The following is a 22454-nucleotide window of genomic DNA, read 5'->3' on the forward strand; positions in this document are numbered from 1 at the left end:
GCCTGTTCGCGGGCGGGCTGGCCGTCGTGCTCGTCGGCGTCGAGTCGATGATCGGCATGACGCTCCAGGTCGCCGACGCGCTCGGCGCGCCGCCGTTCCTGATCTCCGTGACCGTGCTGTCGGTGCTGAGTTCGTTCCCGGACCTCCTCGTCGGCGTGAAGATGGGACAGGCGGGCGACAAGCGGGCGGCGGTCGCGAACGTCTTCGGGACGAACACGTTCAATCTCGTCGCGGCGCTGCCGATCGGCGTCATCCTCGCCGGCGGAGTGTCGATCGGGTTCCTCACCTCCGTCCCCCTGCTCCTGTTCCTGTTCTACACGACGCTCGTCGTCGTGGTGCTGTCCGCGACGGACTTCGAGATATCCACCGAGGAGGGGTACGTCTTCCTCGCGATGTACGCCGTGTTCCTCGGCTGGATGACGGCCGAGGCGCTCGGGGTCACCGCCTTCCTGACCGAGTCGACGCTGCGGACGATCGTCGGCTGATCGGCCCGCGCTCGCCTCCGAGAACTTTCCTGTTCTTCCGTTAGAATCAAACCGGCACGCGACCCATCGTATGGCATGAGCGCCGAACAGCAGGAACGGGCCGTCCGGTGTCTGGTCGCGAAGGTCGGGCTCGACGGCCACGACCGGGGCGCACACGTGATCGCGCGGGCGTTCCGCGACGCCGGCTTCGAGGTCGTCTACTCCGGGCTCCACCGGGCGCCGGAGGACATCGTCCAGGCGGCGGTCCAGGAGGACGTCGACGTGCTCGGCATCTCGATCCTCTCGGGCGCGCACAACACGCTCATCCCGAAGGTTATCGAGGGGCTCAAAGAGTACGACGCGTTCGACGACACGCTGGTCCTCGTCGGGGGGATCGTCCCGGACGAGGACGAGGCCGACCTGAAGGAGCTCGGCGTCGCCGAGGTGTTCGGCCCCGGGACGCCGATGGAGGAGACGATCGAGTTCATCCGGAACAACGTCCCGGAGCGCGCGTAGATGGGCGGGCCGGACGCACCCGCGTTCGCCGACGCGCCGACGCTCTCCGACGCGGACGCCGCGCTCGTCGAGGACCTCCTCTCCGGGAGCCACCGCGCCCTCGCCCGCGTGATCACGAAGATCGAGAACCGGACCCCCGGGTACCGGGCGATCGTCTCCGCGCTCCACGAGCACACCGGCGGCGCGGACGTGATCGGGATCACGGGCTCGCCCGGCGCGGGGAAGTCGACGCTCGTCGACAAGCTGGCGGCGACCTACCGCGAGCGCGGCGACACGGTCGGCGTGATCGCGGTCGACCCCTCCTCGCCGTACACCGGCGGGGCCGTCCTCGGCGACCGCATCCGCATGGGGTCGAACGTCGGCGACATGGACGTGTTCTTCCGCTCGATGAGCGCGCGCGGCCAGCTCGGGGGCCTCTCGACCGCGACCGCGGACGCGGTGAAGGCGCTCGACGCGTTCGGGAAGGACGTCGTCGTGCTGGAGACCGTCGGCGCCGGCCAGAACGAGGTCGACGTGGTCCGCACGGCCGACACGGTCGCCGTGCTGGTCCAGCCCGGCTCCGGCGACGACGTCCAGACGCTGAAGGCCGGAATCTTAGAGATCGGCGACGTCTTCGTCGTCAACAAGGCCGACATGGACGGCGCACAGCGGACCGTCGCCGAGTTAGAGGAGATGGTCCACCGCCGCGAGGGGGGCACGACGGGCCGCGGCGCCGGCCATCACGGCGCGACCTCGACGGCCCCGACCGGCGGCGGTCACGCGGCGGAGTCTCACGACGGCGGTCACGCGGCCGCCGAGGGGGACCGCCCCGGAGACGCCGACGACTCGTGGACGCCCGAGGTGTTAGAGACCGTCGCGAACAGCGGCGACGGCGTCGACTCGCTGATCGAGGCGTTCGACGCGCACGCGACGTACCTGCGCGACTCCGGCGAGATCGAGACGACCGAGCGCCGCCGGTACGCCGAGGAGATCCGCACGCTCGTCCGGGCCGACGTGGGGGCGCTCGCGACCGCCGAGATCGAGCGCCGCGGCGGGATCGACCGCCTCGCGGAGCGGGTCCGCGACCGCGAGACGGACCCGTACGCGGTCGCGGAGGCGATAGTGGGGCCGATCGCCGACTGCGTCGACGACGCGACCGACGGCGACCGCGACGACCGGGCCGACTGACCGCCTCGGTGCGGGTCGAATCCGGCCGCGGTCGCCCCCTCCGCACCGCCGCGTCCCACGGGTATAAGTCGCCAGCGAACCAACAGTTTCGCATGAAGCTCAGGAACCTCCTCGGAAGCGCCGCCCTCGGCGTCGGCGCGGTCGCCGCGATCAACACTGGCCTCCAGTACGAGGGCGAGCTGGAGTCCCCGCTCGACGGCGACGACGGCACCTTCCGCTGGCGCGGGATGAACGTCGCCTACACCGAAGCGGGCGACCCGGACGACCGGACGCTCGTGTTACTCCACGGGATCAACGCCGCCGGCTCTTCCGGCGAGTGGCGCGCGGTGTTCGACGACCTGGCGGCCGACTACCACGTCGTCGCGCCCGACTTCCCCGGGTACGGGCGCTCCGACCGACCGCCGCTGCGGTACTCCGCCGCGCTGTACGAGGACTTCGTCCACGACTTCCTCGCCGAGTTCGACGAGCCGGCGGTCGTCGCCTCCTCGCTGTCGGCCGCGTACGCGGCCGCCGCGGTCGACGACGCGGACGGCGTCGAACTGAGCGGGTTCCTCGGGGTCTGCCCGACCGCGACCGCCGGGCCGAGCCCGGCGAAGGGGTGGCTCCGCGAACTGCTCCGCGCGCCCCTCGTCGGGCGGGCGCTGTTCAACGTCATCACCGCGAAGCCGTCGATCCGCTACTTCAACGCCGACCACGGCTACGACGACCCCGCGAACCCGAGCGCGGAGTGGACCGACTACGAGTGGCGCACGACCCACGTCGAGAACGCGCGGTTCGCGCCTGCGTCGTTCGTCTCCGGCACGCTCAACAGCGAGATCGACCTCGCCGCGGCGCTCGCCGACTTCGACGTGCCGCCGACGATCGTCTGGGGCCGGGAGGCGACCGTGAGCCCCCTGACGGACGGCCGCGAACTCGCCGACGCGGCGGACGCGCGGCTCGTCGTCTTCGACCGCGCGCGGCTGCTCCCGCACGTCGAACACCCCGACCGCTTCGTCGAGACGGTCGAGGAGGCGCTCGTCGCCGGCGCGACGGCGTAGCGACCGGTCTCCCCCGCGATTCTCAGTCCTGAACATCGAACGATCACCGATAAGTACGCCACTCGCCGAGGGCTCGCTATGACGGACACGTTTCGTCTCCTGTGCGTCGACGACGAACCGGGGCTGGCCCGGCTCGTCGCGACGTACCTCGAACGAGACGACGACCTCGGCTGCGAGACCGCGGTCGAGACGGACCCCCGCGAGGCGCTCCGCCGCGTCGAGCGCGAGTCGTTCGACTGCGTCGTCAGCGACTACGACATGCCCGGCCTGACGGGCGTCGAACTGCTCTCGGCGGCGCGCGAGGTCGAACCGGAGCTCCCCTTCCTCCTCTTCTCGGCGACCGGCCCCGACGAGATCGCGGCCGAGATGGTCCGCGCGGGCGTCAGCGACTACGTCTCGAAACACGGGGGAGCGGACGGCTACACCGCGCTGCTCCGACGCGTCAAGCGCGCCGAAGCGGGCGAGTCCGGGCGCTTCGACGCCGGCTTCGAGGACGGCCGCCTCCGAGACGTCGCCCTCGACGGCGTCTGTACCGTGAGCCCGGACGGGACCTTCGAGTTCGTCGGCGAGGAGTACAGCGAGCTGTACGGGTACGACCCCGAGGAGCTCGAGGGCGAGCCGTGGCAGCGGCTCCACCCCGACGCCGAGGTCGAACACATCCGCACGCACGTCATCCCGGCCGTGACCGAAGGAGAGCGATGGAGCGGAACGAGCACGGGGCTCCGAGCGGACGGGAGCCGCTTCGCCGAGTCGAAGACGGTCAGCACCACCGCGGACGACCGGCTGGTCATCTCGGTGTCGCCGCTCGATACCGTCGCGCGCACCGCTGACGACTGAGCCGATCCCGCCCCGACTCCCGACGGTCTCTCACTCGTTGCGGCGGACGTACAGCGTCTTCTCGCACGCGGCGTGGACCGCCCCGTCCTCGTCGACGAGCGAGACGAGGTACTCGCGGTCGGTCGACTCGCCCGGGTCGAGCGCCTCGCGGATCGACTCGGTCTCGGCCGCCGGCAGCTCGAACTCCGCGTACAGCGTGTCGCGCCCGGGCTCGATGAACTCCAGCGCGGCCGACTTGTCCCACACGGTGAACCCGTCGCCGAGGACCCGGCGGAGCATCATCATGTACACCGGGTCGACGGCGGCGTAGATGCTGCCGCCGAAGATGGTGCCGACCGCGTTGCGGGTGCGCCAGTTCAGCGGGACGCGGATCCGGACGTACCGCCAACCGGCGGCGATGTGGTCGACCCGGGCCCCGGTGCCCCGGTACGCGGGGAGGAGGTTGAACCCGTACCGCCAGAGCCGCGTCCGGCGGCTCTCCGCCGGCGGGTCCTCGCGCAGGGGTCGCGGGTCGGGGTCGCGGTCGACCCCGGTCGGGGAATCGCTCACGGGGATCCGCGGCGGGCCGGCGACAAACCGGTGTCGGAACCGGCGACAACCGACCGGCGGTTGTACGGCGCGACCGTCCGACGGAGCCCGAAACGGGTATCCCCGCGCGACCGCAACCCGACACCGATGGAGTGCGACAAGTGCGGGGCCGACGCGATCCACCACGCCGCCTACTCCGGGGCCCACCTCTGTGGCGAACACCTCCGGCAGTCGGTCGAAAAGCGCGTGAAGCGTCGGGTCCGCGAGGACGGTCTCCTCGACCCGGACGCGACGCCCGACGACCCCGACCGCTGGGTGATCGGCCTCTCCGGCGGGAAAGACAGCGTCGCGCTGACGACGATCCTGGACGACGTGTTCGGCCGGGACCCCCGCGTCGAGATGCTCGCCCTGACCATCCACGAGGGGATCGAGGGCTACCGCGACGCCAGCGTCGACGCCTGCGTGGAGCTGGCCGACGACCTCTCGATGCGCCACGAGCTCGTGTCTTACGAGGAGGAGTTCGACGTCCGGATGGACGACGTGGTCGAGGACGACCCCGAGAATATGGCGGCGTGTGCGTACTGCGGCGTGTTCCGCCGCGACCTCCTGGAGAACTACGCCGCCGAGTTCGACGCGGACAAACTGCTCACCGGCCACAACCTCGACGACGAGGCCCAGACCGCGATGATGAACTTCCTCGAGGGCGACGTCCGACAGGTCGCGAAACACTTCGACGCCTCGCTCGGCCCCTTCGACGAGCGCGGGGACACCGACGCGTTCGTCCCGCGCGCCAAGCCCCTCCGCGACGTGCCCGAGAAGGAGATCGCGCTGTACTGCCACGCCCGCGACCTCCCCACGCACATGGCGGAGTGCCCCCACGCCGAGGAGGCGTACCGCGGCGAGATCCAGTCGACGATTCACGCCCTAGAGGAGAACCACCCTGGCGCCCGTCACTCGATCATGGCCGGCTACGAGGAGTTGTCCGCGCTCGCGGCCGACGCCTACCGCGGGGACGGCGACGGCGAGAACCCGGGCCTCTCGGAGTGCGAGCGCTGCGGCTCCAAGACGAGCCGCGACGTCTGCCGGAAGTGCCGACTGTTAGCGTCGATCGAAGCGGTGTAAGACACGCGTCGGCGCGCGAAAAAACGAACTGCGGTCGGTGTTCGGTCGACCGGGGTCAGCGGATGACGTCGAGCCCGTTGTTCTTCTCGATCTGGTCGCTGCCGCCGTCGGACTCCCACGCGCTGCGGTCGCCGCCGCCGGAGACCGCCGGCTCGCCGCGACCGCCCGCGGCCTCGTTCGCCTCGGCCGCCCGCGAGCGCGAGTCGCCGAGGTCCTCGCCGTTGACCGCGGCGCGGGACTTGTCGGCCTGCTTCTGGGTGGAGGGGCCGAGCACCTGCGCGCTCTGGACGCCCGTCATGATCGCCATGACGCGGACCTTCCCCTTGTACTCCTCCTGGATGCGTGCGCCCCAGATCACGTTGGCGCTCGCCTCAAGCCGCTCGGTGATGTTGTTCGCGATCCCCTCGGCCTCCTTCAGCGTGAGGTCCGGACCGCCCGTGATGTGGACGAGCCCGCCGGAGGCCCCGCGGTAGTCGACGTCGAGCAGCGGGTGGTTCATCGCGTCGTTGACCACCTCTTGGGTCTTGTTCTTGTCCTGCGTCTCGCCGACGAGCATGACCGCGACGCCGCCCTGGTTCATGATCGTCGACATGTCCGCGTAGTCGAGGTTGATCAGGCTCGGCTGGGTGATCGTCTCGGAGATCCCCTTCACCGTCTCCGCGATGATCTGGTCCATCACGGAGAACGCCTTCCCGATCGGCAGGTTCGGGACGTAATCGAGCAGGCGGTTGTTGTCGAGGACGATGATCGAGTCGGCCTCGTTGCGGAGGTCTTCGAGCCCCTCCTCGGCTTTCACCGTGCGGGCGCGCTCGACGTTGAACGGCGTCGACACCATCCCGACGACGATGGCGCCCTGCTCTTTCGCGATCTTCGAGACCACCGGCGCCGCGCCGGTGCCCGTGCCGCCGCCCATCCCGGCGGTGACGAAGACGAGGTCGGCGTCGCCGAGCACCTCTTTGATCGTCCCCTGGGCCATCTCCGTGGCGCGCTCGCCCATCTTGGGGTCGCCGCCGGCACCGAGCCCCTGCGTGAGCGACTTGCCCACGAGGATCTTGGTGTCGGCCTCGATCATCTTGAGGTGCTGTTTGTCCGTGTTGATGGCGACGGTGTCCGCGCCGTCGACGCCGATGTTGTACAGGCGGTTGACGGTGTTGTTCCCGGCGCCGCCGGCACCGACGATGACGATCCGGGGGTCCCCGAACTCGTCGTCGTCCATGTCGACGTCCATGTCGCGCTTCTCCGCTTCCGCGTTGTCGAGGGCGTCCTGAACGAGATCTTGCATCAGTTTACACCTTCGCCCAGCTGCGGTTGCGGCCGCGCTCGTCGCGCTCGCCGTCCTGTTCGTTCAACATGTCGCGGACCGCCGACCGGATCGCCTCGCTCCGGTTCGGGAACTCGCCCGTCTCCACCATCTGTTCGACCTCGTCGATCTGCTGTTTCGGAATTCGTAGTGTCACACGCTCCATTGTATTCCCCCGGTAAGACGGCGTCCACGCGACGCGTGTGTCTTACAGTCCGGCGTCGCCCGGGTACGGGGTCTCGCCCCGATCCGGACGGCCGCTGTAAGACGACCGTCTTACGCAACTTGAATCACCGAGGCTATCCATATAAAACTATCGGCGGTTGTAAGACAAACGCCGCGTTCGCCGTATACGGGCGCTTACAACCTGTTATCTGTCTTTCAGGACGTCCGCGGCCGGGGTTCGACGCCCGCAACCCGGACAGAACGCCCAGTCCGTCCGGAGCTCGTCGCCGCACTCGCAGAACGCCCGGTGCGACTGCTTCTCGCCGCAGTTCGGGCAGTAAACGTGCTCTCTGGGCACCGTCTCGCCGCAGCCGCCGCAGGCGCTCTCCCCCGGCTGCGCGCCCGGACCGCTCCCCGCGCTCGCGTCCGTCTTACGCGCGCTCGACTCCGCGTCGTCGGCCGTCTCACGCGTCACACGGACCGCCTCGTCCGCGTCGGTCGGCTCGGCCGACGGCGCGTCGAGCGTGACGTTTACGTTGACGTCGCCGGGCGATCCGTGCGCATACGCCGGCGCGCCGGCGCCGGTCGCCGGACCGACCCGCTCGTCGAGCGCCGCGTCGAGCCGCTCCGCGATCAGCTCGTCGACGCGGTCGGCGAGGGCGTCGTCGACGCTCTCGGCCGAGGCGTCGGACGCGTCGGACGCGCTCGCGCCCGCCTCGGCCCCGTCGAGGTGCGCTCGGAGCGCCTCCCGCATCACCTCGCTCTTGGAGGCGTCACACGCTTCCAAGCGGTCGACGAGCTCGTCGTCCGCCCGGAAGGTGATCTTGCTCATACCCAACGGATCCGGCGGTCGGTACTAGTATCTTCCCCCATCGTCTGACACGTTTCACAGTTCAGATACGTTCGGTCGGACACGGACGGACTCCGCGCCGAGGCCGCCCGAACCCCGCCGGCGCGGGCCGAACCGCGCCGCGGCCGCCCGAATCGTGGTATTTGGTCACACGTGTGTCTGACGCAGATTTATACGCGTCGCGCGAGCACACGTGTGTATATGAGTAACCGCGTCGAGGACCTCGAACGGCAGGTCGCGGAGCTACAGGCGGCGGTCAACGGACTCACCGAAGAGCTCGTCGAGATGAAAGAGCGCGTCCGACAGCTGGAAGACGAGCGGTCGGTCGCGGTCGAGGCCGACGCCGCCGGCGCGACGGCCGGCTCCGAACGGAGCGCGGCGGACGCCGCCGAGACCGCCGACGAGCCCGCGACCGACGACGCCGCGGCCGCGTCCGGCGGCGAGCGGACCACTCACTCCGACGACCACGTCGACGTGTTCGAGTCCGTCGAGGAGTCGTCCGACGGGGCCGAGGCGGCCGAGGCGGGCGCGGAGGAGGGCGGCGACGTCATCGTCCCCGAGCAGTCGGCGACGACGCCCGACGCCGACGCGGAGGCCGAGGACGACGACGACGGCGAGTCGAGCGACACCGACGACATCATCGTCGCGTAAGCGGTCGCCTCCGACCCAATGCACATCACTGAAGTCGTTCTGGACGGGTTCAAGAGCTTCGGGCGAACGACGAGGATCCCCTTCTACGAGGACTTCACGGTCGTCACCGGCCCGAACGGCTCCGGGAAGTCGAACATCATCGACGGCGTGCTGTTCGCCCTCGGGCTCGCCCGCACCCGCGGGATCCGCGCCCAGAAGCTCACCGACCTCATCTACAACCCCGGCCACGACGACGGCGAGGCCGCCGACGGGCCGAACGAGGCGTCCGTCACGGTGGTGCTCTCGAACGAGGACGGGGCCCTCGACCGGTCCCAGGTCGTCTCCGCGGCCGGCACCGAGAACGTCGGCGACGTCTCCGAGATCACGATCAAGCGCCGCGTGAAGGAGACCGAGGACAACTACTACTCGTACTACTACCTCAACGGCCGGTCGGTGAACCTCTCGGACGTCCAGGACCTGCTCGCGGCTGCGGGCGTGACGCCGGAGGGATACAACGTGGTGATGCAGGGCGACGTCACCGAGATCATCAACATGACCCCCTACCAGCGGCGAGGGATCGTCGACGAGATCGCGGGCGTCGCCGAGTTCGACGAGAAGAAGGAGGCCGCCTACGAGGAGCTGGACACGGTCGAGGACCGCATCGGCGAGGCGGACCTCCGGATCGGCGAGAAGCGGGACCGGCTCGACCAGCTCGCCGACGAGCGCGAGACCGCGCTCCAGTACCAGGACCTCCGCGACGAGCTGGAGGAGTACCGCGGCTTCCGCAAGGCCTCCGAGCTCGAGGAGAAGCGCGACGCGCTCGCCGACGTCGAGGCGGAGATCGGCGAGGCGGAGACGGACCTCGACGAGCTCCGCGAGGAGCTCGACGCGCGGCAGGGGAAGCTCACCCGCTTGGAGGAGGACCTAGCGGACCTCAACCACGAGATCGAGACCAAAGGCGAGGACGAGCAGATCCAGATCCGCTCTGAGATCGAAGAGATCAAAGGCGAGGTCTCGCGGCTGGAGGACAAGATCGAGTCGGCCGAGTCGCGCGCGGAGTCGGCCGAGACCGACCGCCGAGAGGCGTTCGTCCAGATCGACCGCAAGGAGGAGACGATCGAGGAGCTGGACGGCGAGATCCGCGAGGCGAAGGTGGAGAAGGCGTCGGTGAAGTCGGAGCTGGCGACGAAGCGCTCCGAGCTCGCCGACGTCGAGGCGGAGATCGAGGGCGCCGACACGGAGTTCGACGAGCTGAAAGCCGAGCTCGCGGAGAAGAAGGAGGCGATCGAGTCGCTCCGCGAGGAGAAGAACGAGACCCAACGCGAGAAGGACCGGCTGCTCGACGAGGCCCGCCGCCGCTCGAACGCGGTGAGCGAGGCCCGCGAGGAGCTGGAGGAAGCCCGCGAGTCGCTCCCGGAGCACAAGGCGCGGATCTCCGAGCTGAAGGGCGAGCTCGACAAGGCCGAGAAGAACCAGGCGACGATCGAGGACGCGGTCGCCGACCTGTTCGCGGAGAAGGCGGAACAGAACGAGCAGCTGGAGGAGATCGAGGACACCCTCCGCGAGAAGCAGAACGAGTACGCCAAGCTGGAGGCGGCCGCCGACCAGCGCGGCGACGCCTCGTGGCCCCGGGCGGTCACCGAGGTGAAGAACGGCGGCATCGACGGCGTCCACGGCGCTGTCGGCGAGCTCGGCTCGGTCGAGGCCCAGTACGCGGAGGCGTGCGAGACCGCGGCGGGCGGCCGGCTGGCGAACGTCGTCGTCGACGACGACGGCGTCGGCTCGACGTGTATCGACTACCTCAAGCGGCGCAACGCGGGGCGGGCGACGTTCCTCCCCATCACCAAGATGGACGACCGGAGCCTGCCGCGGAAGCCCTCGCTGCCGGGCGTCGTCGACTTCGCGCGCAACCTCGTCGACTACGACGCCGCGTACGAGTCGATCTTCTCGTACGTGCTCGGGTCGACGCTCATCGTCGAGGACATGGCGACCGCCCGCGAGCTGATGGGCGACTACCGGATGGTCACCCTCGACGGCGACCTCGTCGAGAAGTCGGGCGCGATGACCGGCGGCTCCGGCGGCGGCTCCCGCTACTCGTTCACGAAGTCCGGCGGCGGCAAACTGGAGCGGCTCGCGACGGAGATCTCCGAGCTCGAGGACGAGCGGCAGTCGATCCAGTCGGCGATCGACGCGCTCGACGACGACATCGAGGACGCGCGCGACCGGAAGGCCGACGCGGCCGAGCGGGTCCGCTCGCTGGAGGCGGACGTCGAGCGCGCCGAGGCCGACCTCGCCGACGCGGAAGACCGGATCGCGGAGCTGGAAGCCGAGCTCGAGGATCTGGAGGCGGAACGCGAGTCGGTCGACGCGGAGATGACGGCGCTCGACGAGCAGCTGGCCGAGACGGACGCGGAGATCGACGAGCTCGCCGGGGAGATCTCGGAGATCGAGGCCGAGCTCGCCGACTCGAAGATCCCGGAGCTCTCCGAGCGCGCCGACGAGATCCGCGCCGAGATCGACGACCTCGAGGACCGGATGAGCTCGTTCGACGGCCGGATCAACGAGCTGGAGCTAGAGAAGGGGTACGCCGAGGACGCGCTCGACGACCTCCACGACGACGTCGAGGCGGCCCAGAACGCGAAGGCGGAGGCGCAGGAGGCGATCGCCGACCACGAGGCCGCGATCGAGGAGAAGGAGGCCGAACTCGCCGAGAAGAAGGAGGCGATCGCCGACCTCGAAGCGGAGCTCACGGAGCTCAAAGAGGAGCGCGAGTCGCTCCGCGAGGAGATCCGGGAGGCGACGCAGGCGCGCGACGAGCAGCGGTCGCTCGTTTCGGCGGCGGAGTCGGACCTCTCGGACCTCACCGACCGCCGCGACCGCCTGGAGTGGGAGATCGACGAGCTGGAGTCGCAGGTCGGCGACTACGACGCCGACGAGATCCCCGACCTCGACGAGGTGGAGTCGCGGATCGAGGAGGTGGAAGCCGAGATGGAGGCGCTAGAGCCGGTGAACATGCTCGCGATCGACGAGTACGACGAGGTCCAGGCGGCCCTCGACGAGCTCCAGGAGCGCCGCGACGTGCTCGTCGAGGAGCGCGACGCCATCGAGGAACGGATCGAGGGGTACGAGGCGGCGAAGAAGGAGACGTTCATGGAGACGTTCGACTCGATCAACGACCACTTCCGGGACATCTTCGCGCGCCTGTCGGCCGGGTCGGGCGAGCTCGTCTTGGAGAACCCCGAGGACCCCTTCGAGGAGGGGCTGACGATGAAGGCGCAGCCCGCGGACAAGCCGGTCCAGCGACTCGACGCGATGAGCGGCGGCGAGAAGTCGCTCACCGCCCTCTCCTTCATCTTCGCCGTCCAGCGCCACAACCCCGCGCCGTTCTACGCGCTCGACGAGATCGACGCGTTCCTCGACGCGGTCAACGCCGAGCGCGTCGGCGAGATGATCGAGGAGCTGGCCGAGGACGCGCAGTTCGTCGTCGTCGGTCACCGCTCCGCGCTCTTGGAGCGCTCGGACCGCGCTATCGGCGTCACGATGCAGGGCGACAACCTCTCTGCGGTGACCGGGATGCAGTTCGGCGACGACGCCGACGAGGAGGTGACCGCGGATGACTGAGGACGGCGACGGAGCCGCCGACGGCGGCGTCCCCGACCTCGACCTGACGAGCGACCGCGACGGCGCGGATCCGTTCGCCGACGACGAGCCGGAAGACGGGGGAGCCGAGACCGGCGGGCGCGACGCGGGCGGCGAGCCCGACGCAGGCGGTGAGTCCGACCCGGACGTGCCCGACGTATCGCCCCCGGCCGAGACCGACGACGACGAGGTCGAGCCCGTCGAGCTCCTCGTCCAGCTCGCCGAGGAGGGCGAGATCGAGCCGTGGGACATCGACATCGTCCAGGTGACGGACGCCTTCCTGGACAAGCTCGACGAGACGGACCTCCGGACGACCGGGCGGGCGCTGTTCTACGCCAGCGTCCTCCTCCGGATGAAGAGCGACGGCATGCTCGCGGACGACGACGAGGACGAGGAGCCGGAGCCCGAGCCGTGGGAGGTCGCGATGGAGGGCGGCGCGCCCGACCCGGCCGCCGACGGGTTCGACCCGGTCGACAAGCTGGAGGCGGAGATGGACCGGCGGCTCGACCGGAAGAACACCCGCGGCTCGCCGGAGACGCTGGACGAGCTGGTCCGCGAGCTGCGCGAGGCCGAGCGCGGCTCGTGGTGGAAGGACTCCCGCGAGTACGACACCTCGGAGTCGCCGCACGGCCACGCCCGCGGCACGCAGACGCTCGACTACCACGCCGGCGACGAGTTCCGGCAGGACGGCGAGCCGACCGCGGGCGAGGCGACCGACCGCACTCACGACGAGGACATCGAGGAAGTCATCGTGGAGATCGACAACGCCCTCCGCACGCACTTCGAGCGCGGGCGCACGGAGGTGCTGTTCGCGGAGATCGAGGCGGCCGGCGGCCGCCCGTTCATGACGTACCTCGCGCTGCTGTTCATGGCCCACCGCGGCTCGGTCCGGCTCCAGCAGGACGACCTGTTCGGCGACCTCTGGGTGAAGGATCCGTCGGCGATGACCGGCGAGTCGGAAGCGATCGCGGACTGAACCGCCGGCGGCGACGTGAATCCCGATCCCGTGTTCGATCCCGCTGGACCCGCGTCGACCGCGATCGCGTTCCGACACGCTCTTGTCGGTGTCTCGTCAGGAACTGGTAGTGATATCGTTCGCGACCGGGAACCCCGCGCTCGCTGCCGTCGTCGCGGCGCTGTGGGTCGCCCTCCTGCTGTACGGCGCCTCGGCGGTCTGGTGGCTCCTCGAGGCGACGGTGCTCGCTCGCGGCGGTCGGGTCGACCCCGACGAGGTCGAGTGGGGGTACGACGACATTCAGGTCCGCATCCTGACGATCGACGCCGAGGAGGTGGTTCAGGCGACCGTCAACGCGGTCCCACAGGCGCTCGACGACGTGCGCGTGATCGCGGAGAAGCCGATCGACGTCGAGGGAGCGGACGTCCACGTCGTCCCCGAGGAGTTCGAGTGCGACGCGACCAACAAGGGCCGCGCCGTCGAGTGGGCCCGCCGGGTGGTGCCGTGTGATCGCGAGTACGTCCTCTACCTCGACGAGGACACGATCATGGCCGGCTTCGAGGGATTACCGGACACCGACGTGGTCCAGTTCACGGAGAAGCCGCTGTACACCGGCTCGCGGGTCGCGTACCTGAGCGAGATCTTTCGGGTCGGCTACCAGTACGAGCAGTTCGCGTTCCACCGGCTGCGCTACCCGCTGTACGCGTGGGGCGGCGGGGTCGCGGTCCGGCACTCCCTAGAGCAGTCGATCACGTGGGACGTCGCGACCATCACCGAGGACACGAACTTCATCTGGCGGGCCGCGGACCAGCTCGGCGTCTCCTTCGCCGTTCTGGACGTGCGCTTTCGGAACCAGGCGCCGCCGTCGCTGCGCGCGATGGCCAAGCAGCGCCGCCGGTGGATCTCGGGGACGCGCGCCGACGGCGGCCTGCTCCCGCTCAGGTACCGACCGGTGTATTACACCCGGGTCATCGCGTGGTCGCTCTCCCCGCTTGTGCCGTTCCTCGTCGTCGCGTCGCTCGTCTTCCCGGGCACCGCGCCCGGCATGGAGTGGTACCGCACCGCGTCGCTGGCGCTTTTCGGGATCCTGTTCGTCTACACGCTCGTCGGCGCGGCCGCGTACGACAAGCATCCCCTCACGTGGCCGCTCTACCTCCTGTTGACGCCGATCGCCTTCCTCGCGCACTCGGCCGGCGCGCTGTGGGGACTCGTCTCCCCGGTGACGACCTTCGAGGTGACCGAGAAGGTGACGCCGGACGCCGTCGAACGGGTCCACGAGTCGATGGAGTCCGGGGCCCTCTCCGACCACGACGGCTCCGAGCGGCTGCTCCGCGAGTCCGACGCGGAGAGCACGTTCGACGTGTTCGACGACTAATACGCGGCCGCTCCCGCGGAGAGCACTTCCGAAGCCCCAGCCGCTCGTCTATAAATGGCTCCCACTCGATCGACGGACGACACCTCCAAAGCCCCACCCGACCGCAACCGCACGGCACCCCACGCCTCCCCAGCCTCGCGGCTCCCTTCGGTCGCCGCGTCCCTCGCGCGTGCTGCTCGGCCGCGAGGCGGCCTCGCAGGCACGCGCCACCGCACCGCTTCGTTTATTTATAAGTAGTCGCCGAGCAGCGGCTCGACGCGCTCTTTCGTCTCCTCGGGGATGGCCTCCGTCGGCGTGTTGACGGTCCCCGCCAGCGACGTGTGCGCGTCACACTCCAAGTCCTCGGGCAGCGTCCGCACGGCCTCCTCGACGGCGGCCTTGATCGCCGCCTGGTTCTGCTCTGCGTTCTCGAGCACCTCCTCGAGCGTCACCTCGCTGTCTTCCTTCCAGACGTCGTAGTCGGTGACGCCCGCGATCGTCGCGTACGCGATCTCGGCCTCGCGGGCCAGCTTCGCCTCGGGGATCGCGGTCATCCCGACCAGGTCCCACCCCTGGCTCTTGTAGAACTCCGACTCCGCGCGCGTCGAGTACTGCGGCCCTTCGATACAGACGTAGGTGCCGCCCTTCACGACGTCCGTGCCGTCGTCGCCGACGGCGGATTCGGCCGCCTCGGTGAGGTGGTCGACGAGCTCCGGGCTGTACGGGTCCGCGAACGGCTGATGGACGACGACGCCGTCGCCGTAGAAGGAGAGGTCGCGGTGTTTCGTCCGGTCGTAGATCTGGTCGGGGACGACGAGGGTCCCGGGCGCTAACTCCTCCTTCAGGCTCCCCACCGCGTTCGACGCGAACACGTGCGTGACGCCGGCCTGCTTCAGCGCGTACATGTTCGCGCGGTACGGGAGGTCGGTCGGCGAGACGCCGTGTTCCGAGCCGTGACGCGGGAGGAACGCCACCTCGCGGCCCGTGTCGCCGAACTCGCCGATCGTCACCGCGTCGCTCGGCGCCCCGTACGGCGTGTCGAACTCGACTTCCCGCACGTCGTCGAGCGGGAGCGCCTCGTAGATGCCGCTGCCGCCGATGAATCCGATGGTGCCCATACCCGGAGTGCGCCCGCTCGCCACTTATACGGACCGAACCCGGCCGGCGGTCGGAGGGGACCCGCCTACAGCAGCCAGCGCACCGCCGCGAGCGCGACCGCGCTCACGGCGAGCAGGTGGACGAGGACGGCACCGACGGGCGCCGCGCCCACCGCGCGCATGTCGTCGATCCGGATCGAGAGCCCGAGGCCGACGAACGCCAGCGCGAACAGCGCGTCCGACACGCGGCCGATCGACGCCAGCGCGGCCGGCGAGAGCAGCCCGGTGTTGGCGACGACCGCCACGAGGAGGAAGCCGAGCAGGAACTTCGGAAACTCCGCCCACAGTCGCCGGACGCCCGGGTCCGCCGCCGACCGCGCCGCGTACGCCAGCGAGTACGCGACCGCGACGCCGCCGAGGAGCGAGTTGCGCGCGAGCTTCGTCACCGTCGCCCACTGGCCCGCCTCGGGCGAGTAGGCGAACCCCGCGGCCGCGACGGGGCCGGTCGAGAACATGCTCACGCCCGCCCAGACGCCGAACTGCCGGCCGGTGAGGCCGAGCCACTCGCCCGCGAGCGGGAACGCGACGAGCGTCGCGGCGTCGAAGAGGAGTATCGTCGCGGCCGCGAACGTGATGTCCGCCCCGCGCGCGTCCAGCACGCGGCCGATCGCGACGACGGCCGAGACGCCGCAGATGCTCGCGCCGGCCGCCAGCAGCGAGGACGTGGGAGACCCGATCCGGAAGAGCCCGCGGGCGGCTATCTCCGCGAACAGCAGCCCCCCGCCGACGACCGCCACCACGAGCGCGAGGACGGTCGGGCCGGCGGTGAGGAACTCCTCCACCGCGACCGCCGCCCCGAGCAGCACGATCCCGGTCTCCAAGAACAGCTTGTCGACTCCCACGCCCGGCTCCGCGACGTCCGGCACGCCGACGGTGTTCCCGACGCCGACGCCGATCGCGACCGCGACGACGAGCGGCTGGAGGCCGGGGACCGCGTCCGCGACGAGCGTCGCGGCGACCGCGCCGCCGGCGAGCAGCGCGAGGCCGGGGAGGTACGCCCGGACCGCCTCGGCGACTCCGGTCACAGCGCCTGTCCGACGAGGTGCGCGGCGACGATCCCGAGCCCCAGCGCGAGCGCCTGCCAGCCCCGGTCGAGCGCGGTCCAGCGGTCGACGACCGCGGGGCCGGTCGCGTCGGCGGAAGCCGCGTGCGTGTCGGCCTCGTCGTTGGGGTCCGGCCGCCCGTCCGGCCCGTCGGCGGCGTCCGATACCATACGTGACGATCGCCGCGCCCGCATTTATAGGGTGTGAATCAGGGCTTCGCGGTGAGTGACGCTACGGCGAAGCGCGGCCGCGGGCGACCGAAAGAGGCAGGGTCCGGGAGGGTGTGGTGCCCACAATCGGATGCCCACGACCCAGATCAAAGACTCCGTTCACGGCTACATCGAGCTGCCGGACGAGCTCGTCGAGGGGGTCGTCGACACGCGGCCGTTCCAGCGGCTGCGGTACGTCCGCCAGCTCTCGGCGACCCACCTCGTGTACCCGGGCGCGAACCACACCCGCTTCGAGCACTCGCTGGGCGTCTACCACCTCGGGCGCACCGTCTTCGAGAACCTCCGGCGACAGTCGTACTTCTCGCGCGGCGCGACGACCGACGAGCTCGAGGAGATCCAGCGCACGCTGGAGTGCGCCTGCCTCCTCCACGACGTCGGTCACCCGCCATTCTCGCACCTCTCCGAGCGGTTCCTCGACGAGGGGGTCCTCCGCGAGCGCGTCGCGGAGACCGGGCTGGTCGACGCCTTCGACGCGGCCGGCGTCGGCGGCGCGCCGCTCCGCTCGGCGAACCCGCACGAGCTGCTCGGCTGCGTGATCATCGTCGAGGAGTACGGCGACGCCCTCCGCGCGTTCGACGTGGACCCGTTCGAGGTGTGCGCGTACGTGCTGGGGTACAGCCTCGCGTACGAGCGCGGCGAGCCGTGGCAGTACGGGGTCGGCGCGCAGCTGCTCCACTCTCCCATCGACGTGGACCGCTTGGACTACATCACCCGCGACAACGAGATGACCGGCGCGGGCGTGCTGAGCTTCGACGTCGAGCGCATGGTCGACGCGTACACCGCCCACCCCGAGGCGGGACTGGCGCTCTCGGAGAAGGCGCTCTCGACCATCGGCAACTACCTCGAGGGGCGGATCGCCCTGTACATGTGGGTCACCCAGCACCACAAGTCGGTGTACGCGAACCGGCTCCTCCAGGCCCTGTTGGGCGAGTACGCCGCCGAGACCGGCGAGAGTCCCGTCACGGTCGACGGGATCATCGACCGCGAGCTCGACGACAACGCCGTGCTCGAGCGCCTCCGGCGCGCCGCCCGCGAGCACCCTGACTCGACGCTCGCGTCGATGTACGACCGCTTCCGGAGCCGCCGCTTCCCCGCCACCTGCTGGAAACACCGGATCGCGCTCGCCGACCGGATCGGCGGCGACCTCGCCGGGGACCTCGGCGGCGACGACCCGCTCGACGCGTTCACCGAGTGGCTCACCGAGGGCGACGACCGCCTGGAGCGGCTCCTCGCCGACGCCCTCGACGTGCCGGTCCACGAGGTGTGGATCGACCGCTCGTACGTCCCCGCCTACGACCCCGACGAGTTAGAGGACATTCCCATCGCGTACGGCGGGACGACGCGGTCGGTCGCCGACTGGGGGCTGTACGGCGACCGCGCGTTCGACGTCCCCATCCCCTTCGTGTTCGTCCCCGACGGAATGAAGCGCCGGGCGATCCGCGTGCTCCGCGAGGCGTTCGAGCGGGAGGTCGCGGCGGAAGGGCTCGCGTAGGGTGTCATCGGGCGGGCCGCGACGGCGGCCCCCGCTACTCGTCGCGCGCGGCCCGGTACCGCTCGCGGATCGCCGCGAACAGCGCCCGCCCGGCGCCGGTCCGAAGCCGCGGCTCGGTCGTCGCGAAGAACTCGTCTAAGTCGTCGTACTCGCGGAACGCGTCGGGGTCGCCCCGCTCCGGGTCGTATCCGTCGCCGCGCTCGTAGCGGACGGCCTGGAGGCAGGTGTCGAGCAGGTCGCACTCCTTCACGAGGACCGCCTCCGGCGACTCCCGCGCCTCGTACGCCTCCCACGCGTCCCGCACGTCGTCCGGGAGCGGACCGGCGAGGTCGCGCATCGCCGCCCGCTCGGCGGCGACCTTCGCCTCGCGGTCGACCGCGGACGCGGTCGAGTCCGCCCGGGTCGCCACGTCGCCCGTCTCCGCCTCGGCGACGTCGTGAACGACCGCGAGCCGGAGCGCTCGGTCGCGGTCGACGCCCGGGAGGTCCCCGCGGAAGCGGTCGCCGAGCGCCAACACGAGGTACGCGACGCCCCACGAGTGGGCGGCGACGGATTCCGGTGACTCGACGCCGCGGAGCTGCCAGCCGGTGCGCCGCTCGTCTTTCAGCGCGTAGGCGTCGAGGAGGGCGTCGAGCGCCGCGTCGGCGTCGTCTGCGGGGTCAACGTTGTCGTCGGCGTCGTCCGCGGAGTCAGCGGTGCCGTCACTGTCGTCTCCGGAGGCCATCACTCGGTCCGGCTACTCGGCGAGCGCCCACGTCTCGTCGCCGACGGGCACGGCCACGTCCCGCCGGACCATCTCCTCGATGACCTCGTCGAGGCGGCCGGGCTGGGCGACCTCCATCTCGATCCGACCGATGCCGTGGTACTCCTCCAGGTAGTGGCGCAGGTCCTCCCGGGCGAACGCCGACTCGTCGGCGCGCTCCATGGCCCCCTCCGTGAGGTCGACCATGTCCTCGAGGAAGTTCCACGGGTAGACGACCCAGGTCCACTGTTCGAGCCGCTCGCCCACGAAGTCGGGCTGGAACTCGGAGGTCCCGAGGAGCTGGAGCGTCGCGGTCCGGACCGCGCCGGCGTCCCGGTCCTCGACGTACTCCTCGGCCCGCTGGATCGACCCGCCGGTGTCGGCGATGTCGTCGATGATGAGGACGTTCTTCCCCTCCACGCTCCCCTCGGGCATAGGGTAGCGGATCTGGGGCTCGTCGCTCTTTTCGGCGGCCCCCACGTAGTGTTCCATCTTGAGGCTGGTGAGGTCGTTGAGCCCGAGGAAGTCGCAGATACACCGCCCCGCGAACCAGCCGCCGCGGGCGAGGGCGACGACCACGTCCGGCTCGAAGTCGGCCCGCTTCACCGCGTCGGACACGTTGCGACAGAGCCCGTAGATGTACTCCCAGTTGGTGAGCGTACAGTCGAAGTCGTCCGGGAGGTCGCTCATACGAGCGTACCTGCCAGCCGCGCGGTGATAAGGGTTTAGCTCCGCCGCTCGCCCCGGGGCGGCGACAGCCGGAGCATCGCCTCGCCGAACGTCACGAGGTCGGTCACGCCCACCACTCGTTCGCCCCGGTTCGCATACCGGTCCGTCTGCGGACCGGAGTAAAAGGGTCCGCGATCGGCTCGCGGCGAGCGGGCGACCCCGCCGACCGCGACGCTCCCGCCCTCACCGCAGCGCGGAGATGAGCGCGATGCCGCCCGCCAGAAGTAGCGCGAGGGCGGCGACCGGCTGGCCGCCGCCGACGGCGAGCGTCACCCCGTAGACGAGCGCGGCCGCGAGCGCGCCGACGAGCAGGCTCGCCCCCGCGTGGACGGCGACGTTGCGACGGACCCGCGCGCCGCGGCCCACCTGCTCGCCGAGGCCGACGCCGTGGTCGGCGATGTCCCACGCGACCGTCAGCCCGACGGCGGCGACGAGCAGCGCCTCGGCGGGCGCGCCGCGGTAGCCCGCGAGCGCGAGTCCCCCCACGCCGACGGCCGCCCCCCACCCCAGGACGCGCGACGACCGCCGGAACGAGCCGACGAGGAACGCGAGCGCGGCGACCCCGAGCAGCGCACCGCCCGCGGGGCCGGCGACCGCGCCGGCGGTCGACGCGACACCCGCGGCGGCGAGGCTCGCGACGACCGCGGCGGTCGGCGGCCGCGCGTCCGCCTCGTGGAAGTCGACGAGCGCGTCGTCGTCGGTCATCGCGACCACCGCCTCGTCGCGGCCGCGACCGCGACCGGGAAGGAGTCGTCTCCCCACTCCAGCGCGCGGATCCCCGCCGACCGGAGCGTCCGGAGCCGCTGGCGTCGTTCGAGGGCCACCAGCCGCTCGCCAGCCGTGCCGGTCGCCGTGGGGTCCGGCGAGAGGACCGTCACGAGGTGGCCGTGCGCGTCGATCCGCCGGGCGAGCGTCGCCGCGGTGTCGTCGACGAGCGGCGTGAAGAAGAGCACCTGCGCGTCGGCCGGGAGCCGCCGCCGGAACCGCCGGAGCCACAGCGACCGGTAGAACCGCTCGTCGCTCGGCGTCGGCGCCAGCGCCGGGTCGGTGGCCAGCGTCTCGCGCCCGCGGGCCGCGTGGACGGTCCCGCTGCCCGGGGCGAGCCAGCAGTCCAGCGGCGACAGCGCCGCGACGCCGACCCGGTCGCCGCCGTCGAGGAGCGCGGAGAACGCCTGTCCCGCGGCCGCGACGCTCGCCTCCACCGCGGTCTCGGCGTCGGGGTCGGCGGCGACGTAGGCGGACTCGCGGGCGTCGACGAGCAGCACGACGGTGGCGGAGCGCTCCTCGCGCAGCTCGACGGTCGACAGCTCGCCCGTCCGCGCGCGCCGGTTCCAGTCGACCCGCTTGAGCGGGTCGCCGCGGCGGTACTCCCGGGTCGCGTGGAACTCGACGCCCGCGCCGCCCACGTCGGTCGACACCCGCCCGTGGTGGACGGTCGTCAGCCCGCGCAGCGGGAGGTCGCCGCCGGCGGACAGCTCAGGGGTACACGCGATCGCGGTCGGCGCGTCGAGGTCGCTGACGCGCTCCCGCGCCCCGGCCGCGTCGCGGGTGATCGCGGTCAGCGGCTCCCAGTCGTGGTCGCCCCGTGCCCCCCGGACGGTGTACTCGAACGTCACCGCCGTCCCGGGCCGCAGCGCCGTCGCGACCCGCGCGGGACCGTCGACGACCGCCAGCCCCGGCGGGACGCCGTCGACGAGCCTGAGGTCCGGGAGCGCGCGCTCGCCCACGTTCTCCGCGCGGACGGTGACCCGGACTTCGTCGCCGGGCTCCGGGGCCGCGTCGCTCACCGACCGCGTCACCGCGAGCGTCGCCGTCGGCGCCTCGCCGGCCCGCGCGTACACGGCGTACCCCACGCCCACCGCGCCCGCGAGCACCAGCGACGACTGCCGGACGAGCACGCCGAGCCCGACGAGCGACAGCGCCGCGCCGGCGATCCCCAGCCAGCGGTCGGTCGCGACCTCGCGCCGGTGCTCCCGGTCGGTCGGGGTCTCGGTCGGCTCCGCCGCGGCCGCGTCGCTCACCTCCGCCGCAGTCGCGTCGTCCGTCTCCGGCTCACCAAGGTCGTTCGTCAGGGATTCCCCGGCGTCGCTCGCCTCGGACTCGCCCGCGCCAGCGGCTTCGGGCGCGACCGCCGCGTCCCGCGAACCGCTCACGGCTCGCCCCCGTCGATCCGTTCGATCTCGTCGATCGCGGCCCGGAGCCCGTACCAGTAGTTCGAGCGTCCTCGCACTCCGGCCACGACACGGACGCGGACCGGGTACGCCGTTCTGGTATCGAAGAACGCGGCGGCGGCGGGGTCGTCCGTCCACGTCCCGTCGTCGATCGCCTCCGCCGCCGCCTCGCGCGCACAGTTGCGGTCTCGGGCGACGACCTCGACGGTCGCCTCGCGGACCCGGTCGCGGAGGTCGCGGCGGCTCCGATACCCGCCCGGCGCGGGGCTGGCGACCTGCGCGATCCGCTCGTCGAGCGCCGAGCCGGGCACCGCGGCGGGCGCGCG

General features: G+C 71.2%; 21 protein-coding genes and 2 pseudogenes. 11 read left to right on the plus strand and 12 right to left on the minus strand.

The annotated features are described in order from the left end of the window. The 5 genes and pseudogenes from Q0116_RS09445 to Q0116_RS09465 form a co-directional block, all read left to right on the plus strand. Positions 1–485 (plus strand): annotated as a pseudogene (locus Q0116_RS09445) (sodium:calcium antiporter); the annotation flags it as partial. Between the two features lie 75 nt (positions 486–560). Next, entirely contained in the window at positions 561–980 is a 420-nt protein-coding gene (locus Q0116_RS09450) for a cobalamin B12-binding domain-containing protein (RefSeq protein ID WP_297887312.1), read from the plus strand. Then, positions 981–2147, plus strand: coding sequence for a methylmalonyl Co-A mutase-associated GTPase MeaB (gene meaB / locus Q0116_RS09455; protein WP_297887315.1), 1167 nt, complete (start codon positions 981–983; stop codon positions 2145–2147). Positions 2148–2239: 92 nt separating this feature from the next. Next, positions 2240–3184 carry an alpha/beta fold hydrolase gene (locus tag Q0116_RS09460; RefSeq protein ID WP_297887317.1) on the plus strand — a complete coding sequence of 315 codons (945 nt, stop codon included), beginning with the start codon at positions 2240–2242 and terminating at the stop codon, positions 3182–3184. Between the two features lie 78 nt (positions 3185–3262). Next, the gene (locus Q0116_RS09465) at positions 3263–4021 is read left to right on the plus strand and encodes a response regulator (protein WP_297887319.1); all 759 of its coding nucleotides are present in this window, start codon (positions 3263–3265) and stop codon (positions 4019–4021) included. A 30-nt stretch (positions 4022–4051) separates the two neighbouring features. Here the strand turns inward: Q0116_RS09465 and Q0116_RS09470 are convergent, their stop codons facing one another. After that, positions 4052–4570, minus strand: a complete 519-nt coding sequence (locus Q0116_RS09470; RefSeq protein ID WP_297887321.1) for a DUF4442 domain-containing protein — start codon at positions 4568–4570, stop codon at positions 4052–4054. A gap of 126 nt (positions 4571–4696) precedes the next feature. Here Q0116_RS09470 and Q0116_RS09475 point away from each other — a divergent pair, with 126 nt between their 5' ends. After that, positions 4697–5671, plus strand: coding sequence for a TIGR00269 family protein (locus Q0116_RS09475; RefSeq protein ID WP_297887323.1), 975 nt, complete (start codon positions 4697–4699; stop codon positions 5669–5671). A gap of 55 nt (positions 5672–5726) precedes the next feature. Here Q0116_RS09475 and ftsZ read toward each other — a convergent pair whose 3' ends face one another. The 3 genes from ftsZ to Q0116_RS09490 all read right to left on the minus strand — a co-directional run bounded on the left by ftsZ (position 5727) and on the right by Q0116_RS09490 (position 7968). Further along, entirely contained in the window at positions 5727–6953 is a 1227-nt protein-coding gene (gene ftsZ, locus Q0116_RS09480; RefSeq protein WP_297887326.1) for a cell division protein FtsZ, read from the minus strand. Between the two features lie 4 nt (positions 6954–6957). After that, positions 6958–7137 (minus strand): ribbon-helix-helix domain-containing protein, encoded by a 180-nt coding sequence (locus tag Q0116_RS09485; RefSeq protein WP_006111915.1) that lies wholly within the window; start codon positions 7135–7137, stop codon positions 6958–6960. Between the two features lie 204 nt (positions 7138–7341). Beyond that, positions 7342–7968 (minus strand): zinc ribbon domain-containing protein, encoded by a 627-nt coding sequence (locus Q0116_RS09490; protein ID WP_297887336.1) that lies wholly within the window; start codon positions 7966–7968, stop codon positions 7342–7344. Between the two features lie 219 nt (positions 7969–8187). Here Q0116_RS09490 and Q0116_RS09495 point away from each other — a divergent pair, with 219 nt between their 5' ends. From Q0116_RS09495 to Q0116_RS09510, 4 genes are all read left to right on the plus strand, one after another. Further along, a complete protein-coding gene (locus tag Q0116_RS09495) occupies positions 8188–8637 on the plus strand; it encodes a bZIP transcription factor (RefSeq protein ID WP_297887339.1) in 450 nt (149 codons plus the stop codon). Between the two features lie 18 nt (positions 8638–8655). Continuing rightward, positions 8656–12237, plus strand: a complete 3582-nt coding sequence (gene smc / locus Q0116_RS09500) for a chromosome segregation protein SMC (protein ID WP_297887342.1) — start codon at positions 8656–8658, stop codon at positions 12235–12237. After that, positions 12230–13231: a ScpA family protein gene (locus tag Q0116_RS09505; RefSeq protein ID WP_297887345.1), complete on the plus strand. Its 1002-nt coding sequence runs from the start codon at positions 12230–12232 to the stop codon at positions 13229–13231. The genes smc and Q0116_RS09505 overlap by 8 nt, the downstream gene beginning before the upstream one ends. 109 nt (positions 13232–13340) lie before the next feature. Continuing rightward, positions 13341–14585, plus strand: a complete 1245-nt coding sequence (locus Q0116_RS09510) for a glycosyltransferase family 2 protein (protein ID WP_297887347.1) — start codon at positions 13341–13343, stop codon at positions 14583–14585. 227 nt (positions 14586–14812) lie between these two features. On the opposite strand, the gene mtnP is transcribed toward Q0116_RS09510, so the two are convergent. The 3 genes from mtnP to Q0116_RS09525 form a co-directional block, all read right to left on the minus strand. Then, positions 14813–15682 carry an S-methyl-5'-thioadenosine phosphorylase gene (gene mtnP / locus Q0116_RS09515; protein ID WP_297887349.1) on the minus strand — a complete coding sequence of 290 codons (870 nt, stop codon included), beginning with the start codon at positions 15680–15682 and terminating at the stop codon, positions 14813–14815. Between the two features lie 65 nt (positions 15683–15747). Then, entirely contained in the window at positions 15748–16746 is a 999-nt protein-coding gene (locus Q0116_RS09520) for a YeiH family protein (RefSeq protein WP_297887351.1), read from the minus strand. Then, positions 16743–16934, minus strand: a complete 192-nt coding sequence (locus Q0116_RS09525) for a hypothetical protein (RefSeq protein WP_297887353.1) — start codon at positions 16932–16934, stop codon at positions 16743–16745. The genes Q0116_RS09520 and Q0116_RS09525 overlap by 4 nt, the downstream gene beginning before the upstream one ends. 130 nt (positions 16935–17064) lie before the next feature. On the opposite strand from Q0116_RS09525, the gene Q0116_RS09530 reads away from it, so the two are divergent. After that, positions 17065–18486 carry an HD domain-containing protein gene (locus tag Q0116_RS09530; RefSeq protein ID WP_297887355.1) on the plus strand — a complete coding sequence of 474 codons (1422 nt, stop codon included), beginning with the start codon at positions 17065–17067 and terminating at the stop codon, positions 18484–18486. 34 nt (positions 18487–18520) lie between these two features. Here Q0116_RS09530 and Q0116_RS09535 read toward each other — a convergent pair whose 3' ends face one another. The 5 genes and pseudogenes from Q0116_RS09535 to Q0116_RS09555 all read right to left on the minus strand — a co-directional run. Next, positions 18521–19210, minus strand: coding sequence for an HD family hydrolase (locus tag Q0116_RS09535; RefSeq protein WP_297887357.1), 690 nt, complete (start codon positions 19208–19210; stop codon positions 18521–18523). Positions 19211–19222: 12 nt separating this feature from the next. Beyond that, positions 19223–19918, minus strand: coding sequence for a phosphoribosyltransferase (locus Q0116_RS09540; protein WP_297887360.1), 696 nt, complete (start codon positions 19916–19918; stop codon positions 19223–19225). 222 nt (positions 19919–20140) lie between these two features. Then, positions 20141–20719: a hypothetical protein gene (locus tag Q0116_RS09545; RefSeq protein WP_297887362.1), complete on the minus strand. Its 579-nt coding sequence runs from the start codon at positions 20717–20719 to the stop codon at positions 20141–20143. Then, complete coding sequence (locus Q0116_RS09550) at positions 20659–22110, minus strand: DUF58 domain-containing protein (protein ID WP_297887363.1); 1452 nt, start codon at positions 22108–22110, stop codon at positions 20659–20661. The genes Q0116_RS09545 and Q0116_RS09550 overlap by 61 nt, the downstream gene beginning before the upstream one ends. Next, a pseudogene (locus Q0116_RS09555) lies at positions 22107–22454 on the minus strand (hypothetical protein); the annotation flags it as partial. The pseudogene Q0116_RS09555 and the gene Q0116_RS09550, both read right to left, overlap by 4 nt.

The organism is uncultured Halorubrum sp., from assembly GCF_937146585.1.
In the GTDB taxonomy this organism is placed as follows: Archaea; Halobacteriota; Halobacteria; order Halobacteriales; family Haloferacaceae; genus Halorubrum; species Halorubrum miltondacostae.

Excerpts from the sequence above, each read along its gene's own strand:
- Q0116_RS09450 (WP_297887312.1), top strand. The coding sequence starts at position 561 with ATGAGCGCCGAACAGCAGGAACGGGCCGTCCGGTGTCTGGTCGCGAAG.
- meaB (WP_297887315.1), top strand. The coding sequence starts at position 981 with ATGGGCGGGCCGGACGCACCCGCGTTCGCCGACGCGCCGACGCTCTCC.
- Q0116_RS09460 (WP_297887317.1), top strand. The coding sequence starts at position 2,240 with ATGAAGCTCAGGAACCTCCTCGGAAGCGCCGCCCTCGGCGTCGGCGCG.
- Q0116_RS09465 (WP_297887319.1), top strand. The coding sequence starts at position 3,263 with ATGACGGACACGTTTCGTCTCCTGTGCGTCGACGACGAACCGGGGCTG.
- Q0116_RS09475 (WP_297887323.1), top strand. The coding sequence starts at position 4,697 with ATGGAGTGCGACAAGTGCGGGGCCGACGCGATCCACCACGCCGCCTAC.
- ftsZ (WP_297887326.1), bottom strand. The coding sequence starts at position 6,953 with ATGCAAGATCTCGTTCAGGACGCCCTCGACAACGCGGAAGCGGAGAAG.
- Q0116_RS09485 (WP_006111915.1), bottom strand. The coding sequence starts at position 7,137 with ATGGAGCGTGTGACACTACGAATTCCGAAACAGCAGATCGACGAGGTC.
- Q0116_RS09490 (WP_297887336.1), bottom strand. The coding sequence starts at position 7,968 with ATGAGCAAGATCACCTTCCGGGCGGACGACGAGCTCGTCGACCGCTTG.
- Q0116_RS09495 (WP_297887339.1), top strand. The coding sequence starts at position 8,188 with ATGAGTAACCGCGTCGAGGACCTCGAACGGCAGGTCGCGGAGCTACAG.
- smc (WP_297887342.1), top strand. The coding sequence starts at position 8,656 with ATGCACATCACTGAAGTCGTTCTGGACGGGTTCAAGAGCTTCGGGCGA.
- Q0116_RS09505 (WP_297887345.1), top strand. The coding sequence starts at position 12,230 with ATGACTGAGGACGGCGACGGAGCCGCCGACGGCGGCGTCCCCGACCTC.
- mtnP (WP_297887349.1), bottom strand. The coding sequence starts at position 15,682 with ATGGGCACCATCGGATTCATCGGCGGCAGCGGCATCTACGAGGCGCTC.
- Q0116_RS09525 (WP_297887353.1), bottom strand. The coding sequence starts at position 16,934 with ATGGTATCGGACGCCGCCGACGGGCCGGACGGGCGGCCGGACCCCAAC.
- Q0116_RS09530 (WP_297887355.1), top strand. The coding sequence starts at position 17,065 with ATGCCCACGACCCAGATCAAAGACTCCGTTCACGGCTACATCGAGCTG.
- Q0116_RS09535 (WP_297887357.1), bottom strand. The coding sequence starts at position 19,210 with ATGGCCTCCGGAGACGACAGTGACGGCACCGCTGACTCCGCGGACGAC.
- Q0116_RS09540 (WP_297887360.1), bottom strand. The coding sequence starts at position 19,918 with ATGAGCGACCTCCCGGACGACTTCGACTGTACGCTCACCAACTGGGAG.